Origin of the sequence: Streptomyces sp. OfavH-34-F, assembly GCF_022347745.1 — a bacterium.
Lineage (GTDB): Bacteria > Actinomycetota > Actinomycetes > Streptomycetales > Streptomycetaceae > Streptomyces.
The window spans coordinates 43962-59415 of the sequence record NZ_JAKRGC010000001.1 but is presented as its reverse complement, the minus strand read 5'-3'; the positions used below and the strand labels follow the sequence as shown (position 1 = coordinate 59415).

Sequence of the window (15454 nt, the reverse complement as noted above, 5' to 3'; positions counted from 1 at the left end):
GCAGCAAAGGGCAACACCATGCGCGTATTCGTCACCGGAGCCTCCGGACACGTCGGCTCCGCCGTCGTTCCCGAACTTCTCGAAGCGGGACACCAGGTCGTCGGCCTGGCCCGCTCGGACAGGTCCGCCGCCGCACTGACGGCTGCTGGTGCCGAGGTGCACCGAGGCGACCTCGACGATCCCGACGGCCTCGCCGCGGCCGCCGCCGCGGCCGACGGGGTCATCCACCTGGCCTTCAAGCACGACGCCATGTTCGCCGGCGACTTCGCCGGCGCGGTCGCAGCGGATCTGCGCGCCATCAACACGCTCGGCAACGCGCTCGCCGGCACCGGCAAGCCCTTGGTGGCCACATCGGGAACCGCGCTGTTCGCCTTCGCGGGACTGCGGGGCGCCCTCACCGAGGCCGACGTGCTCGACGCAGGGCCGCGGATCGACGCCGAGAACGCGGTGGTCGCACTCGCCGAGCGCGGTATCCGCTCGTCCGTCGTCCGGCTTGCTCCGACCGTGCACAGCACGCTCGACCACAACGGCTTCATCCCGACCTTCATCTCCATCGCCCGGTCCAAGGGCGTTTCGGCCTACGTCGGCGACGGGGCCAACCGCTGGCCCGCCGTGCACACGCTGGATGCGGCACGCCTGTACCGGCTGGCGCTGGAATCCGCCCCGGCCGGCTCCCGGCTGCACGCCGTCGACGACGAAGGGATCACCTTCCGCCAGATCGCCGAGGGCATCGGTCGCGGGCTGAACCTGCCCGTGGTCAGCATCCCGGCGACCGAGGCCGAGGCCCACTTCGGCTTCCTGAGCGCCCACGCCCAGGCCGACAACCCGTCCTCCAGCACCATCACCCAGGACCTCCTCGGCTGGAAGCCCGTCAAGCCCGGCCTCATCGACGACCTCGGCCAGGGCCACTACTTCGCTGCCCCCGCCACCACCGCAGGCTGAGCCCACCCGTTTCTCCACCCCGGTCCGGTCCCCGCGCCCGTCCAGACGGCCCGGGCGGAACCGGTCCGAACGACCCACCATCCCCCTGCACGACCCGGCTGCCGCGCAGCCGGAAGGAGACGAACGACATGAACACCAAGAACGCACACGAACGGCTCGACGCGGAACTCGCCGAGGTCCTGAAGGCGGTGCCGATGACGGAGGCCGGGGTGTTCGACCTCAGCGACCTGGAAGGCACGCGCGTCGGCGTCCGCGCCTTCGCCGAGGCCATCGCGGCCCAGATTCCGGACGAGCCGTCCGTGTCGGTCGAAGAGGTCCAGGCGTCCCGCCCGGACGGATCCACCCTCGCCATCCGGCTGCTGCGGCCCACCGAGGCGGCCGGGCCGCTGCCGGTGCTGGTCTGGTTCCACGGCGGCGGGCAGGTCCTCGGGTACGCGGCCCAGGACGATCCCACCCTCAAGCACCTGGTTCTGGAGGTCGGCTGCATCGTCGCCTCCGTCGACTACCGGCTCGCCCCGGAGGCACCCGCCCCGGCCGCCGCCGAGGACGGCCTGCTCGCCTACCGCTGGCTGCGCGGTCAGGCCGCCGCGCTCGGCATCGACGAGGGCCGCATCGCCCTGGCCGGACAGAGCGGCGGCGGCGGTATCGCCGCGGCCACCGCGCTGATGATCCGCGACCAGGGCGAGCCGGCGCCGCTGTTCCAGGCGCTGAGCTACCCGATGCTGGATGACCGCAACACCACCGCGTCCAGCCACGAGATCACCGACATCGGCATCTGGGACCGCGCGACCAACATCCTGGCCTGGAACCTGATCCTCGAAGGCCGTGCCGGCGCCGACGAGGTGCCGCCGTACGGCGCACCCGCGCGCGCGACGGACCTCACCGGCCTGCCGCCCACCTTCATCGCGGTCGGCGAACTCGACGTCTTCCGCGACGAGGACCTGACCTACGCGACGCGGCTCCAGGCCGACGGCGTGCCCGTCGAACTGCACCTGTACCCCGGCGCCTTCCACGCCTTCGACCTCTTCGCCCCCGAAGCCGCGGTCAGCGCCGCCTACGTCCACGCCTGGTACGGATACCTGCGCCGCCAGTTCGGTGCCCGTCAGCCCTGAGCATCCGTCACGGCCCCGGCCGCGCGGTGATGGCCGGCAGGCCGCCACACGGGCCCGCTGAGGGCCGGTGACCGGCCGACGAAGTCTCCCCACTTCGGCTTCCTCGGCCCCGTGGTCTGGCTCCCGCGCCTCGACGTCGAGCACCCGGACCCGGCCCTCACGAACGGCAACCCCGCCAGGTCCGACCTGATCGGAGACCTCGACCAGGGCCGGTTCGAGACCCCCACCTCCTGAACCCGGCCTCGCGCGGCCCACCGGCAGCACCAATCCGCCGCCCGTTCTCGCACACATGCGAACCGCGCCCGCGGCCCACCCCTGCATCAGCGCTTCTGCGCATTCCCCTGAGGAAGCCCCCATGACAACGCCAACGGCCACACAGCCGCACCCGCCGGCCACAAGAAACGCCTGGAAAATGGCCCTGCTGCTCCCCGTGCTGTGCGGCGTGCAGTTCATCGACGCCTTCGACGTGGCGGCGATGGGCCCCGCGCTGCCCAAGATCCAGCAGGCGCTCGGCATGACGCCGCAGACGCTCCAGTGGGTGGTGACCGCATACGTCCTTGGATACGGCGGATTCCTGCTCCTGGGCGGCCGGCTCGCCGACCTGTTCGACCGAAAGCGGCTGCTGCTGGTCGCGCTGGCCGTATTCGTCCTGGCCAGCATCGTGGGCGGCTTCGCCACCGACGCCACCGTGCTGATCGCGGCCCGCCTCGTCAAGGGCGTCACCGCCGCCTTCACCGCCCCTGCGGCCCTGTCGATCCTGCTGCACACCTACGACGACGAAGCCAAGCGGCACAAGGCCCTCGGGGCGTTCCTGTCGATCTCGGCGATCGGTTTCACCGGCGGCCTGGTCCTCGGCGGCCTGATGGCGGCCGGCACCTGGCGGCTGGTCCTGCTCGTGCCCGCCGTTCTCGCACTGGTCCTGCTCATCCTGGCCCCCATGGTCATCCCCCGCCCCGAGGCGCAGGCCGAGCGCCAGCGCGTCGACGTACTCGGGGCGCTGACGGTCACCGCAGCCCTGATGGCCCTGGTCTACGGTGTGTCCATGAGCTCCAGCCACGGCTGGGGCAGCGGCCTCACGATCGGCTCCCTCGCGGCGGCCGCCGTTTTGGGGACTGCCTTCGTCCAGATGCAGCGGGTGCGCCGCTCTCCGCTCGTCCCGCTGGCGATCTTCCGCAGGCCCGGCCTCGCCCGCGGCAACATCACCATCCTCCTGCTCCAGGGCAGCTACATCGCCTGGCAGTTCGTCGCCACGCTCTACCTCCAGAACGCCCACGGCTGGTCGCCCCTCGAAGTGGGGCTCATCTTCGCGCCGGGCGGATTCCTGACCCTGCTGACCGCGCAGCGCTGGGCCGGCCAGGTCATGCGGCACGGCGCCTGGCCGATCGCGACCGCGGGCATGGTCCTCATGCTCGTCGGCATCCTGTGGACGGAGACCCTCGGATCGCTCGACAGCATCCTGGTCTTCGGCGTCGCCACCGTCCTCATGGGGCTGGGCTTCCCCATGAGCTACGTCGGCGCGAACATCAGCGCGATCGCCGGAGCCCGCCCCAGGAACACGGCCTCGCCTCCGGCCTGTTCATCGCCTCCGCCCAGGTGGGCAGCGGAGTCATCCTCGGCATCGTGGCCACCGTCTTCGGACACGCCGTCCATGCCGACGTGGCGGACTACCGCGCCGGGCTCGCCGTCGCCCTCGCCGCCGCGGTCCTGGCCACTGTGGCCTGCCTGACCGGACTGCGCCGAGGCACCGCCATGAACCAGGCGTCCCAGGTACCCGACACAGTTGACGCCTGACGACGGTGCACCGGCCGGCCCTGGCAACGCCTGGACAGCCCGATACAGGCGCGCTACGGCACACCTGCAAGAGGCCGGCTGAACCTCACCCCCGCCGAACAACCCGCATCCGCACTCCACTGCGACGAGAGGCCCCGCCCACGGCGGGGCCTCTCGCAAACGACCTTTTCCGGGAGCAAGATCGGAAACGGCAGCCAGAGCCGGTCCGGATGCCCGATCGGTTCTCAGAACACGTTCTCACTCAAGTGGCGGCGGACGCCTGTTCTGGGAATGGTTTGTGAGAGAATTTCGGGCGTGACGGACCCTCAGGACACCATCGAGAGCGACGCCGACGACGTCGAGCGCCACGACTGCCCGCGCTGCGGCGTCCAGCCCGGCTCGCCCTGCCGCTCGCGCTCGGGCGCGGTCGCGGGGATCTACCACACCGGCCGATTCAAGAAGGTCGCCCGACTCGCCAAGCTGCTGCGGGTGCCGACCCCCGCCGACCGCGGCCCCGGCCAGCCCTGGCGGCCCGGCACCCCGCCGCCGGCCGCGCCCGAGACGGACACCCCGGGCGCGGACATCCGCATCGGGTACGCCCGCTGCAGCCACCTCACCCAGGAACTGCAGTCGCAGCTCGACGCGCTCAGCGCACATGGCATCCCCCGGGACAAGATCTTCTCCGAGAAGATCAGCACCCGGATCCGAGTCCGCCCCCAGTTCGAGGCCGCCCTCACCCTCGCGCGCGAGATCAAGGCCCACGCCCCGCACTGCCGGGTGCTGTTCACCGTCTACGAGATGAAGCGGCTCGGCCGCGACGCCGCCGAGCTCACCGCGCTGGCCGACCACCTGACCGCCCACGGCCTGGTCCTGGAGATGCTCGCCGGCCCGCTGCCCGGCATCTACGACCCGTCCGGGCCGGGCCGGATGCTCTTCGGGTTCTTCGCCGCGATGGCCGAGACCGAGCGCGAGAGCATCCGCGAGGCCACCCTCGAAGGGCTCGACGCCGCGGCCCGCAAGGGCAAGCACGGCGGCCGGCCGCCCGTCATCACCGACGACATGCTGCACACCGTGCTGCGGCGCCGGGCGGCGGGCGAGTCCGTCGAGCAGATCCGGCCCGACCTGATCATCCCCACCGGCAAGCGCAAGGGGCAGAACCCCGGCCTGGCCAGCATCTACCGGGCGCTGGCCGAGCACGAGAAGCGCCAGGCGTACCCCGAAGCCGTCGCCCAGGCCGAAGCCGACTTCGCGGCTCGCCGAACCGGCTGACGACGGATCGGCCTACAAGATCATCTCAATGTGGGTTTTGCAGGCACCTTGGCCGGACCCCCGGCACACTGCCCGTCACGGCCTGCTCGCTTTCACGCAGTCCGGAAGGTCCGGCCCGCAGGCCGGAGTGCGAGCGTGGACGGGTCAGTGCAGGCTGACCACGCGCACGGCCCTGCCCGAGGCGAGCGCGTCCACCGGCGACGTGACGGCTGGCGCGCCGGCGTCGGGCACGAGGGTGAAGCCGCTGCGGCGCAGGGCGTCGTGCACTCGGGACGGGATCTCCTTGGCGCCCGGCCGCTCCCGGGCGCCACGGTGACCTTGAGGACCACGTCCCCGTCGACGAGCCACGCCTCGACCTCGGGGAGTTGGGGCGGCCCCGGCCCGGTCTCCGAACTGGCTCACTCCCGATCTGCGTGACCATCCGCTCCTCCTGCATCCACGCCTTGCCCAGGCGAACCGCTTCGCCGAGCTCGGCGGTCAGCAGCACGTCCCGGACCTGGTTCGCGCAGCGCCGCAGATGGGCGCTGGCGATCTGTGCGGTGAGGGTGTCGCCGGTCAGGACCAAGCCGTTTCGGCCATCTCGTCCAGCCGCTGGTCGGCCGCCCAGTGGGCGCCGTTCCAGGTGTCGTGCTCGGAGAAGCCCGGCACGCCGTTGCCGCACCACGCCGCGGCCCACCGCTCGCCGCCCGGCTCCCGCCCGGTTGTCGGCGTCCCAGCCCCTGCCGACTGCCGCGTCGGCGAACACGGTCTCGGCCAGGGCCCGGTGGAAGGCGTACTCGGCCTCCAGCGCCAGCGGGTACCCGTAGCTGACCGCCGCGGGCTCGGCGGTGCGGCTCACCGCGATGTACCCGTCCCCGTGGTTGCGCACCTCGTAGGTGACGCCGCCTCACAGTGCCTGGAAGGGCCGGCGGCGCGTGTCGCGCCACAGCGGGGCGTCCTCCAGGCCAGGGATGTCCCCGGCGGGCAGTACCTGGGCGAACGGAACGGGCAAGGCCACCTCCCCATACGCACGGAAGGTGAATATGCAGTTACACACGGCGAGGGATAGTGTTCACTCAGGCGCTCACTTCCGGCGTGGTGAGCTGACCCGACCGACCCGACCGACCCGACCGACCCGACCGGACAGGCGGGTGCGCTAGAGGACGCTGATGAGGACCGGCTGCCCGGACGGCAGGCGGCCGCGGCCGTCGATCCCGAATGGGTCGCCGGGCCCGGTGCGCAGGGCGGTGACGCCGGTCGCGGCCGTGGACATCGCCGCGACGGGGTCGCCGGCACTGTCCACGAGCAGCTGTACCGCTAACCGCCGGGCGTCGTCGGTGATCTCCAGCCCGATAACGTCGACGGGAAGGTCGGCCAGGGTCTGCGCCCAGGGCAGCAGGGAACGAAGGAGCGCGGCGGTGGCCGCCGTCGACGTGGTCCGCGCCGGCTGGTGCCGCCCCAGGGTGGGATGCGTACCAGCGACCAGCATCATTCCGTCAGGCAGGTCAGCGGTGAGGGTGTAGGTGTAGGCGTCGGTCCCGAGTTCGCAGAGCACCGGGGCGGTGCCGGTGGCGGCGGCCAGCCGGTCCACGCTGGCGCGCTGGTCGGCCATCGTGGTGAACTCCGCGAAGGCGAGCTGGACGTCCCGGCCGGAGAGCGCGACGCGTACGGGTTCCAGCGGGCCAGCGTCGTCCAGCAGGGCGGCGGCCGCGCTCAGCAGCTCGGTGAGGTCCGGACTCATGCTCGGTATTGTCGCCGGTCCGACGAGGCCGCCACCAGGCGATCCCAGGATTTCGCCACGGGCCCGGCCGCGGGTGTGGCGGCGTTCCGTGCTGCGAGAGGGGACGGCCCCGTCTCGACGTTGGCGCGGGGGCTGACCTGCTCCTTGCCTTGCCTCTCGGCGTACATGGTGCCCACGTTGAAGCCTTGAGCCCAGATGATCGCCAGCAGACCACGGAGAGTGTCTTCAGGCGTCGAGCTGTCTGCCACTCCTCGCAGCGTGGCTTCGGCATCCAGCGACTGGGTCATGGCGTCGGCTACGAGCTTGATCGTCTCGGGGCTGGCCGGGCCGCCCGCCCAGGCGGCCCCTTCCTGGAGGAGCTGACGGTACTGGAGAGCAATCTCCGCGATCTCAGCGGCTTGATCGAGTTCGCTGGTCATGGATCTCTTCCGGATTCGGTCGTCACCCGGAGCAACCGCTGATGGGAGCAGTCACATCGTAATCGCGCTAATCGAGACCGTCTTGGTCAACTGAAGCAGCACTCGTTGGCGATCCTTCACCATGGTCCTGGTCTAGCCGGTGACATCGACCTGCAGGTCGATGCACGGAACGTATGCGTAGCGGTCGTCGATTTCCAGGTCGCGGGCTTCTTCGGGCAATGATCCGAAGGTGACCCCCGCTTCCCTCAGTTCGTCGACGATCTGGTCCAGGTCGAGCTCGCCCTGCGGGAAGCAGCGCCAGAGGCGGGCCAGTTCATCCGGCACGTCGGGCGTGCGGTAGCCGGGGTCGTCGAACAGGTGGACCGGCGTTCCCTGTGCGGTGACCGCGCGGCGGAGGGTGAAGCTGTCGTCCTCCTCGATGTGCATCACCATGTATGCGGCCCGCGGGAACAGCGTGCGCAGCAGCGCGGTGAACTCCTGCTCCACGGCGAGGGCCTGTGTGTTGAGCCAGTTCTTGATCGCTTGCATCCGCGCGTAGCCGCCGGCCGCGTAGCCGGCGCCGGGGCTCTCCACGGTGTCTTCGGCTTCCTGTGCCATCAGGGCGTGTGCGCGGGAGGCGAGTTCGCGCTGCCGGGTGCTGAGGTCGTCGTCATCTCCGTAGACGGCTTCGGCCGCCGTACGTACGAGGCCCTCCAGTTCGAGGGGGGTGAACGAGGCGCTGATTCCGATCAGTTCGACCAGCTCGACGGTGGCCGGGCCAGAGTGCGGCTGGCCGGGGGTGGTGGTCATGGGCGGATTCTCCAGAGGGTTGGCGGGAGGGGTCAGGTGTCCTGGACGGTCAGGAGCAGCGGGGGGCGGCCGTAGCACCGGGTGAGGGCGTCCGCGACGGTGCGGCCCTCGGCGGTGAGGTCCTGTGGTGTGGCGTTCCAGAACCCGGCGAAGCAGTCGGCGATCGGCGTTTCCGGCGCGGCGCCGGGAGCGCGCAGCGCCCAGCTCGCCCCAGTGGTTCCCAGCAGCAGCACGCCCAGGAGGTCGTCGGACCGCGGCGCGAGCTCGGTGTCGTGGTCGTCGAAGTCGGGGAACGCGGTGCGCCACGGCGCGAGCTCGCCGACGGGCTCCTCCTTCTGCACGGCGTGCAGGAGAAGCCCGCGGGAGCACACCACCATCGGGTCGTCGCCAGCTTCCGGCCACACGGCGTAGACGCTGGTGCCACAGCCGCCGTAGCTGTCCAGGTGGGTGGGCCAGGCGATCAGGGAGCCGGTCATGGCGGTGCGGTCCATCCGCCGCCAGTGGGTCGTCACAGCAGTCCTCCGGGGGTGACGGGGCGGATCATGGGCGGGTGTGGCCGACGAGGACAGCCGAGGACGCCGCTCTCGTGCCGTCGGGGTCGGTGACCCCCTGGTCGGTGCAGAAGTCGGCGGCTGCCCGGAGCGCCGCGAGCTCGGGCAGTGGGCCGCCCGCCTCCCCCTCTCGTGGTGCCGGTCGAGGGCTCGTGCCGTCCGGGGACGGGGAGTCGCTGTTGTTGTCGTGCATCAGGGGTTTCTCAAGGGGTGAGCCCGTCACCGGAGCCACGAAGAGGACCGGGGTGCGCGGCGGCAGAGCCGGAGAGAATGAGTGTCCACCGAGCCAGCGTGTTGCTTAACGATATGAATGTGTGCCTAGTTGGTCAAGCCTGTGCGGCATTGCTTAAAACTATGAGTTCGCATAGTGTGTGTATGTCGCCGAACGCGGCGGCCCCCGGTCGCCACCGACGGACTTCCCCGCGCTGCCTGTCCCGGACTGCCGCGCCCCGTATTCCTGATTCCTCCCGAGGAGCTGACGCCCCGTGAAGCGAAGCATGCGCCGCCACATAGAGGCCGCCATCAACCAGACGTGGAACCCGCGCCGCTCGGAGCGCCGTGGACAGGTCGCCGTCGTGCTCTCCTTCCCCGAGGACGCCTTCGCCGGCGCACCCCGCTGGAGCCCCGGCCCCGACTTCACCCCCACCGCCGGCGAGTATGCGTGGCTGCGCGACAACGGCGACGGCACCAGCACGGCCGTGGTCGCCGGAGTGGGCCCCAAGGAACTGCCTGGTCTGGACGGCGGCGAGTGGGCCGACCCGGAGGTCTGGACGGCGACCGCGCCCAACGACAGCATCTTCATGGACAGCGGCGCCATGTGGGACAAGCCCCACCGGATCACCTGGCTTCTCCGGGAGCCCCGCGCGGTCGTGCACCGCGAGCTCTACAGCACCCACCCGTCAGCCGATGTGCACGCGTACTGGGAGACCTTCGAGGAGCGGTGGGGGTTTTTCCCTGGGCGGATGCACCGGGGTGAGTTCCCGTTCGCCGACCGTCGCCGGTTCGTGGTGCTGCACACCGAGCCGGGAGTCGCGGCCCTCCCCAGCGAGGTGCAACTACTGGACGTCGCAGTCACGCTGATGCGGACCTTCGGGGCGAGGGCACGGGCGTACGCCTACGACCCGCAGCGCCGCAACACCCGCGACCCGATGAACACCGTGTCCGACTACACGCTCTCTTCCGTACTCCGCTGCCGGGAACGGCCCGCCGCCCGCCGCTGATCCGCCGATATCGTCGCCCCGCCCGCCAGGAGTCCTCTGCCATGCCCCCGTTTGTCCCCCTCCGCCTCTCGCCCTCCGGCGGTGCCGCCTTCTTGATCCGTGAAGCCGGGCTTGCCGACACCGGCGCCTTCATGGCGGTGATCGCCCACGCCGACCCGGCCAACCCCGACCCCTTCGGCCTGGCGCGCGCCATCTTGGCCTCACGGCCCATGCCGCCCCTGTCCCACCTCCGGAACCTTGCCCTGGTGGCGGAGGACATCACCACCGGCGCGGTCGTCGGCGCGCTGCTCGGCGGCCCGCCCCGGTGGCTGTTCACCCACCCCGGCATCGACCGGGTCTCACTGCGGGAAACCCTGACCACTCGCCTGGGCATGATCTACGGGTTCGCCGTGCACCCCGCACACCGACACCAGGGCATCGGCGCAGCTCTTCTTCGCGTCGCCGAACAGCGCTTCACCCAGAACCGGTACGGCCTGGTGACGCTCGATCACCAACCCGTCCTTGACGCCTTCTACCGGCGCCGGGGCTACACCGTCGACGACGCTCTCCTGGTCCACCTTCCCCAGCAGCGCCTCATCGGCATGACCGTGGACGACACCCGCATGTCCGCCAAGCCGCTGCACCCTGCCGTCCGCCTTGCCGACGTCCCCGGAGCCCCGCACCGGATCATCACCGGCCTCCTGCCCGGCGCCTCGCTGCCCGCCCACGCCCGATTCGAAGGCAACCGCCTCCAGTACTGACCCACCGGGCCCGGCCGCGCGCCGGCCGGGCCGGTGGTCGATCCGAGGAACCTCACGTGCCCCACCTGCACATCGCCGAGCGCTGCATCCACAGCGACACCGAGCGCACCCTGTGCGACCACAAAGTCCTCTGGAGCAGCTACCGGGTCCGCCAAGTGCCGTGCGACCCCTCGTTCTGCCAGAACGCGCGCCGTACCCAGGACCGACAGAACCACGGCCAGGGGTGCTGAACCGACGGCCCGAGACCTGGCTTCCAGGGTCGGGCCTCCCCGGCCCCGGCCTCCCAGGTCTTCCCACGCCCGCCTCCGTCCCACGAACAGGAGCACCGTGCCCCGCTTCCGCTTCCACCACCACGGCAGCCCCGACTCCTACGACACCGCGCTGATCTCGGCCTGGACCGCCTTCTGCGACCTTCACCACATCTCCCCGGCCCCCCGCCGCCCCAGCGGAGACGCGGCCCTGGACGCCTGGAACGCCTCCATCGACTACCGTGAACGCCCGCTGGCGCAGATGACCACAGTCCGCCTCCCCGCGCCGCTGGGCCGACTGCGCCCCGGCCGGTACCGGTACCTCGCCGTGAAGTACTGGCGGAAGAACCCGACCCGCCTGTGGTGGCTCGGCCACGTCTGGGACGAGCTGCGCGACGACTGGCTCGGCCGATGAACACGACCACGCTGCACGAGTCCTCAGCGTCCTTGGTGCCGGGGCCGTCCGCCCGCAGGTCGCCCGCGCTGGCGGACGGCCCCGCGGGCGAGCATCTGCTGCTGTGGACGAGCGGGGCGCAGTTCCCCGGCGAGCTACTGCCGGGGGAGTCCGCGGTCGCGTTCGAGGGTGAGGTGGCCCGGGAGCGGGATGACTTCGAGGTCACCAGCGTTCACGGTCACGGGTACCGGCTGACGCGGTCGTGCGGCTGGCGTATCGCGCGGATGCCGTTCGCGTTCTCGGCGTCCAATGGGGGCTACTGCTGGATCGGCATGGACCCGACTTTGGAGCAGGCCCTGGAGCTCGCGGCCGACTACCCGTGGGGCTGGGAGACGAGAACCGACGGGTCGCTGCCGGAGAGCCCGAAACCGGCGGTCGGGCGCCTCCGGCCGTTTGGAGTGCGCGGCATGGTGCCTCACCCGTCAGGGCTTCGACGACGTGCCCACCGACCGGCTGGAGGTCGTGCGCTCGTACTGGAGAGCCGGGACACCGACTGTGCCACCGGCGGCCCGAACCATCTGGGCTCGTGCAACGGACCCGCAGTTCCTCGTCCGCGTGCACGGCCCGGACACGGCCGTGCTGGGCACGGTGGTGCTGTGCACGCAGCGCCTTGGCAACCGGCTGGGCGGGCTGGCCGGCTACTACCCGCCCTTGCTGCTGACCGCCGTGGTCCAGCAGACCTCCGGCCGGTCCTGGCCGGAGATGCCAGGAACGGCTCGCCGAACTGACCGGGGACCTGGTGGCCCGCGCGGTCGACCGCGGCCTGCCCGTCCGGGACGTGGCACAGGCCCTGCGGGAGGAGGCCCCCACCGTAGGGGAGCGCCGCCCAGACGGCACGCGCCAACCGGTACGCGCGCCGGGCCGAACCGATCGCGCAGACCGTCGCCGCAGAGACCGACTGTCAGTCCGTTGCACTAGAGTCACGTTAGTTTCGCAGGGAGAGGTGGCATGACCGACACCGACAGCGCCGTCGCGGACAGCGCCGTCATCGACGCGCTGATGCTGGAACTGAGCGCCGAGCCCATCCCGCCGCTGCCCGTGCCGGCCGAGCGCATCCGGCTGCGCGAGGCCCTGGGATGGGGCAAGCAGCAACTCGCCGCGTACCTCACGGTCAAGCGGGAGACGATCTGGGCGTGGGAGAAGCCCGACGCCCCGACGCCTCGCGGCGCGAAGGGCCAGAAGTACGCCCGGCTGCTGGAGGCCGCCCGCCGGTACGCGGCTCCGGACCCAATCGTGGAGGACCTGCTCCCCGTACTGTCCCCGGACGCCCCGCCGGAGGGGTTCACCCTGGAGGAACCGCCCGAGCTCGACGACCCGCACCCCACCTTCACGGCCGCCCCGCCCACCGGACCGGTGCCCTTCGACGACCCGGACGGCTATGTCATGCTGCCCGAGGGCGGCACGAGGCGCTGCGTGCGCTGCGGCCGGCCCACCACCTTCCTGTTCAACGGCGAGCCCCGCCACCTGTACACCGCAGCCTCTGCGGCAGTCGCTCCCCCCTGCTGGCAGTCCGTCGCCCCCACGCCGGCCCTCGCCGCGGCCCCGCCCCCGGCCGCTGACGCTGCGCCCGCATCCGCGGAGCCGTCCCTCACCCCGGCATCGCCCGCCGCCGGGCCGGCTGCGCCCGCCCCGGTCCGCCGCGTCCACGCGCGGGTCTGCGACGACACCTTCACCGACGGCCCCCTCGCCGTCCTGGAAGCCGCAGACGGCCAGCTGGTCGCGCACCTGATCGACGGCCGCACTCTGGAGTGCCGCGCGAAGACCATCACCGCGCTGGCCGCGTGGACACTGGACAAGACCCGTATCGGCACGCCGAAGCTGCACCGCCACGGATTCGACACCGATCCGCTGATCGTTCTGACCGCCGGAGCCGCCGAGCACTTCGGGCTGCCCGCCGAGCTGGACGATCAGGAGGAACTGCGCCTGGACAAGTCGCACAAGGTCGTCAAGCAGATCACGAAGGCCGGATGGGAAGTCCCCTACTGGGGCTTCGGCCCGTGGCCGAGGGTCTTCCAACGCGTCGAGGGCGGCCGCCGCTCGGTGCAATTTGCCGTTCTGCCGTGGAACGCGCTGGAGCGCCGGGTCTGGGAGAACACGGCAAAGCTGCCCGCCGCCGAGATCGCCCGGGTCCTCGGCCTCTACGCCCAGCGGGTCATCACCCCCCGCGGGACCGTCGGCGTCAACAGCCTCGAGCTCATGACCGCGCTGAGGAACCCCACCCGAGCGGTGAAGAACGAAGACACCGGCGAGTGGGAGTCCGGCCCCAACCCCGGTGCGCTGCAGGGGCCGGTCGACCCCGCGCCTCCGGAGCCCCCCGAGGAGCACCCCCTTGTCCACCAGCTCTATCCCAACGGCCGGCCGGAGTCTGAGACGCTGGACGAAGAGGCGTGCCAGTGGGTACGGCCCTTCCACCTGATCACGGCCGAGGAACGCGCCATGCCCCTGGTGGTCGGCCTCGACCTGATCACCGCGTTCCTGGCCGCCGCCAACAACATCCGGGTGGGCCTGGGCCCGGCCGTCTACGTGGAGAACCCTCGCTTCGACAAGGAAATGCCCGGCTCCTGGTATGTCGACCTGTCCCACATCACGATCAATGAGCGGTTTCCCAACCTCCTGGACGAGCATCTCCCCAACCCGTTCACCCCCAGCGGGCAGCGCCCCACCGGGCCCGGCTGGTACGCGACGCCCACCGTGGCGTACGCCTACGAACTGGGTTTCCCCGTCCAGCCGCTCAAGGCGTACATCCGCCCCGACAACGGCCTGTACCTGACCCCCTGGTACGAGCACCTGCGCGACGCGTACATGGCCACCATGTCCGACCTCGGTGTGCGCGGCGCGCCCAAGGGCCAGGTCCTGGACGAGCGCGCGTACCTGGAGGCGATGGCCCGCCACAAGGACGGTGACCCGCTGCTGGTCGTGCTGCTCGCTGCGATCAAGGCGACGGCCAAGTCCGGCATCGGCAAGCTCCGCGAGCGGCCCCAGGGCTCCTCGTACGTCGAGGGCGAGTCCTGGGCGGCCCTCAAGCGCGCTCTGTGGCGCCCCGACATCCGCGCGGCCGTGCTCTCCCGCGCGCGGATCAACATGCACCGCAAAATGGTCAAGATGGCCCAGTACACCAGCCTGTACCCGTTGGCCGTGCTGACCGACTGCGTCGTCTACGCCTCCCCTGGCCCCTCGCCGCTCGACATCCTGCCGCACACCGCAGACGGCAAGCCCGCCAAGAGCACCTTCCAGCTCGGCCCGAACCCCGGCTTCGTCAAGCACCAGGGCACCGAGACGATGGCCTGGGCGCTGGAACAGCTCAAGGAAGGCACCAACATCGCCAACTACATCGGGGGCGGCAACTCCGTCCTGGACGGGGAGTGATCCGCGTGGGCACGATCGCCGACTCGCTCGACGCCGCCTTCGCCAGCGCTGTCTCCAAGCCCATGCCCAAGTCCGTCGGCGCTCGCGTACGGTTCCTGCTCTCCAAGGAGAAGGCCGACAGCAAGACCGAGGCCGCCCGCAAGCTCGCCGAGAAGCTCGACTGCCACCCACGCACCATCGAGCGGTACCGCGACGACAAGACCAAAAACCCCAACCCCGAGATCGCCGACCGGATCGAGAAGCTGACCCGGCAGCTGTGGCAGCCCAAGGTCCGTGCCGACCGGGCGAAGAAGGCCGCCACCACCGGCGGAATCCGCGTGTCGCTGCGCGGCCGTTTCGGCTTCACCGCGGCCCCCGGCACCACGAACGACCCCCGGCAGCGGCGCATCACCAAGACGCTCCCCGCCGAGTACGCCGCCGCCCTGTTCGACGCCCGCCAGGCCGGAGCCAACGAGGACGACCTCGCCCAGATCGTCGCCGACGGTCTCGCCGAGGTGTACTTCACCGACGGCGGCACCCGCGCCGCCGGCCTGTCCGTCACCCTGGACGACCTGGACTACCTCACCATCCGGTACTGACCGGACCACACCCAGGAGAAAGAGGGGGAAGCATCCCGTGAACGCCGAGCACCGTACGACGACGTCCCAAGAGATCGAGGTCGCCCAAGACGCCGGGCTGCGGCCCATCGTGGTCGTGGAGGACGAGATGGACGTCGTCCAGCGCCGGGCGCAGGAGGAAGCCGACCAACGCCACGCCGAACTGCGCCGGTTGGTGGAACAGCCTCGACGCCCGTAAACGCCGCCCACCCGGTGGCGACGCCACCTCAGCCCCGCACGCCTGGAAGGAGAACCCAC

Annotated in this window: 18 protein-coding genes; 12 read left to right on the top strand and 6 right to left on the bottom strand. The window is 71.2% G+C overall.

Features of this window, described 5'->3' with window-relative positions; translation table 11 throughout:
- Positions 1-18: 18 nt before the first annotated feature.
- The 5 genes from MHW47_RS00295 to MHW47_RS00280 all read left to right on the top strand — a co-directional run bounded on the left by MHW47_RS00295 (position 19) and on the right by MHW47_RS00280 (position 5093).
- Positions 19-942 (top strand): SDR family oxidoreductase, encoded by a 924-nt coding sequence (locus MHW47_RS00295; protein ID WP_239220528.1) that lies wholly within the window; start codon positions 19-21, stop codon positions 940-942.
- Between the two features lie 128 nt (positions 943-1070).
- The gene (locus MHW47_RS00290; protein ID WP_239220527.1) at positions 1071-2054 is read left to right on the top strand and encodes an alpha/beta hydrolase; all 984 of its coding nucleotides are present in this window, start codon (positions 1071-1073) and stop codon (positions 2052-2054) included.
- Positions 2055-2165: 111 nt separating this feature from the next.
- Entirely contained in the window at positions 2166-2288 is a 123-nt protein-coding gene (locus tag MHW47_RS35645) for a hypothetical protein (RefSeq protein WP_275448670.1), read from the top strand.
- A gap of 121 nt (positions 2289-2409) precedes the next feature.
- Positions 2410-3780 carry an MFS transporter gene (locus MHW47_RS00285; protein ID WP_239220526.1) on the top strand — a complete coding sequence of 457 codons (1371 nt, stop codon included), beginning with the start codon at positions 2410-2412 and terminating at the stop codon, positions 3778-3780.
- Positions 3781-4139: 359 nt separating this feature from the next.
- A complete protein-coding gene (locus tag MHW47_RS00280; protein WP_239220525.1) occupies positions 4140-5093 on the top strand; it encodes a recombinase family protein in 954 nt (317 codons plus the stop codon).
- Positions 5094-5237: 144 nt separating this feature from the next.
- On the opposite strand, the gene MHW47_RS35640 is transcribed toward MHW47_RS00280, so the two are convergent.
- From MHW47_RS35640 to MHW47_RS00255, 6 genes are all read right to left on the bottom strand, one after another.
- Entirely contained in the window at positions 5238-5360 is a 123-nt protein-coding gene (locus MHW47_RS35640) for a hypothetical protein (RefSeq protein WP_275448668.1), read from the bottom strand.
- An 868-nt stretch (positions 5361-6228) separates the two neighbouring features.
- Complete coding sequence (locus MHW47_RS00275; RefSeq protein ID WP_239220524.1) at positions 6229-6813, bottom strand: hypothetical protein; 585 nt, start codon at positions 6811-6813, stop codon at positions 6229-6231.
- Positions 6810-7232, bottom strand: a complete 423-nt coding sequence (locus MHW47_RS00270) for a hypothetical protein (protein ID WP_239220523.1) — start codon at positions 7230-7232, stop codon at positions 6810-6812. The genes MHW47_RS00275 and MHW47_RS00270 overlap by 4 nt, the downstream gene beginning before the upstream one ends.
- 132 nt (positions 7233-7364) lie before the next feature.
- Positions 7365-8021, bottom strand: a complete 657-nt coding sequence (locus MHW47_RS00265) for a hypothetical protein (protein ID WP_239220522.1) — start codon at positions 8019-8021, stop codon at positions 7365-7367.
- A 32-nt stretch (positions 8022-8053) separates the two neighbouring features.
- Complete coding sequence (locus tag MHW47_RS00260) at positions 8054-8533, bottom strand: hypothetical protein (protein WP_239220521.1); 480 nt, start codon at positions 8531-8533, stop codon at positions 8054-8056.
- 28 nt (positions 8534-8561) lie between these two features.
- On the bottom strand, positions 8562-8765 hold the full coding sequence (locus MHW47_RS00255) for a hypothetical protein (protein ID WP_239220520.1): 204 nt from the start codon (positions 8763-8765) through the stop codon (positions 8562-8564).
- Positions 8766-9057: 292 nt separating this feature from the next.
- Here MHW47_RS00255 and MHW47_RS00250 point away from each other — a divergent pair, with 292 nt between their 5' ends.
- The 7 genes from MHW47_RS00250 to MHW47_RS00220 all read left to right on the top strand — a co-directional run bounded on the left by MHW47_RS00250 (position 9058) and on the right by MHW47_RS00220 (position 15395).
- Positions 9058-9792 carry a hypothetical protein gene (locus tag MHW47_RS00250; RefSeq protein WP_239220519.1) on the top strand — a complete coding sequence of 245 codons (735 nt, stop codon included), beginning with the start codon at positions 9058-9060 and terminating at the stop codon, positions 9790-9792.
- A 41-nt stretch (positions 9793-9833) separates the two neighbouring features.
- Positions 9834-10532 (top strand): GNAT family N-acetyltransferase, encoded by a 699-nt coding sequence (locus MHW47_RS00245; protein WP_239220518.1) that lies wholly within the window; start codon positions 9834-9836, stop codon positions 10530-10532.
- Between the two features lie 56 nt (positions 10533-10588).
- Positions 10589-10762, top strand: coding sequence for a hypothetical protein (locus tag MHW47_RS00240; RefSeq protein ID WP_239220517.1), 174 nt, complete (start codon positions 10589-10591; stop codon positions 10760-10762).
- 97 nt (positions 10763-10859) lie between these two features.
- Positions 10860-11195, top strand: coding sequence for a hypothetical protein (locus MHW47_RS00235; RefSeq protein WP_239220516.1), 336 nt, complete (start codon positions 10860-10862; stop codon positions 11193-11195).
- A 987-nt stretch (positions 11196-12182) separates the two neighbouring features.
- On the top strand, positions 12183-14600 hold the full coding sequence (locus MHW47_RS00230) for a transcriptional regulator (protein ID WP_239220515.1): 2418 nt from the start codon (positions 12183-12185) through the stop codon (positions 14598-14600).
- A 5-nt stretch (positions 14601-14605) separates the two neighbouring features.
- Entirely contained in the window at positions 14606-15178 is a 573-nt protein-coding gene (locus MHW47_RS00225; RefSeq protein WP_239220514.1) for a terminal protein TpgA1, read from the top strand.
- 37 nt (positions 15179-15215) lie between these two features.
- The gene (locus tag MHW47_RS00220; protein ID WP_239220513.1) at positions 15216-15395 is read left to right on the top strand and encodes a hypothetical protein; all 180 of its coding nucleotides are present in this window, start codon (positions 15216-15218) and stop codon (positions 15393-15395) included.
- Positions 15396-15454 lie beyond the last annotated feature (59 nt).

Bases quoted from the DNA above. Each gene is read 5' to 3' on its own strand.
- MHW47_RS00295 (WP_239220528.1), top strand. From the start codon at position 19: ATGCGCGTATTCGTCACCGGAGCCTCCGGACACGTCGGCTCCGCCGTC.
- MHW47_RS00290 (WP_239220527.1), top strand. From the start codon at position 1,071: ATGAACACCAAGAACGCACACGAACGGCTCGACGCGGAACTCGCCGAG.
- MHW47_RS00285 (WP_239220526.1), top strand. From the start codon at position 2,410: ATGACAACGCCAACGGCCACACAGCCGCACCCGCCGGCCACAAGAAAC.
- MHW47_RS00275 (WP_239220524.1), bottom strand. From the start codon at position 6,813: ATGAGTCCGGACCTCACCGAGCTGCTGAGCGCGGCCGCCGCCCTGCTG.
- MHW47_RS00270 (WP_239220523.1), bottom strand. From the start codon at position 7,232: ATGACCAGCGAACTCGATCAAGCCGCTGAGATCGCGGAGATTGCTCTC.
- MHW47_RS00265 (WP_239220522.1), bottom strand. From the start codon at position 8,021: ATGACCACCACCCCCGGCCAGCCGCACTCTGGCCCGGCCACCGTCGAG.
- MHW47_RS00255 (WP_239220520.1), bottom strand. From the start codon at position 8,765: ATGCACGACAACAACAGCGACTCCCCGTCCCCGGACGGCACGAGCCCT.
- MHW47_RS00245 (WP_239220518.1), top strand. From the start codon at position 9,834: ATGCCCCCGTTTGTCCCCCTCCGCCTCTCGCCCTCCGGCGGTGCCGCC.
- MHW47_RS00230 (WP_239220515.1), top strand. From the start codon at position 12,183: ATGACCGACACCGACAGCGCCGTCGCGGACAGCGCCGTCATCGACGCG.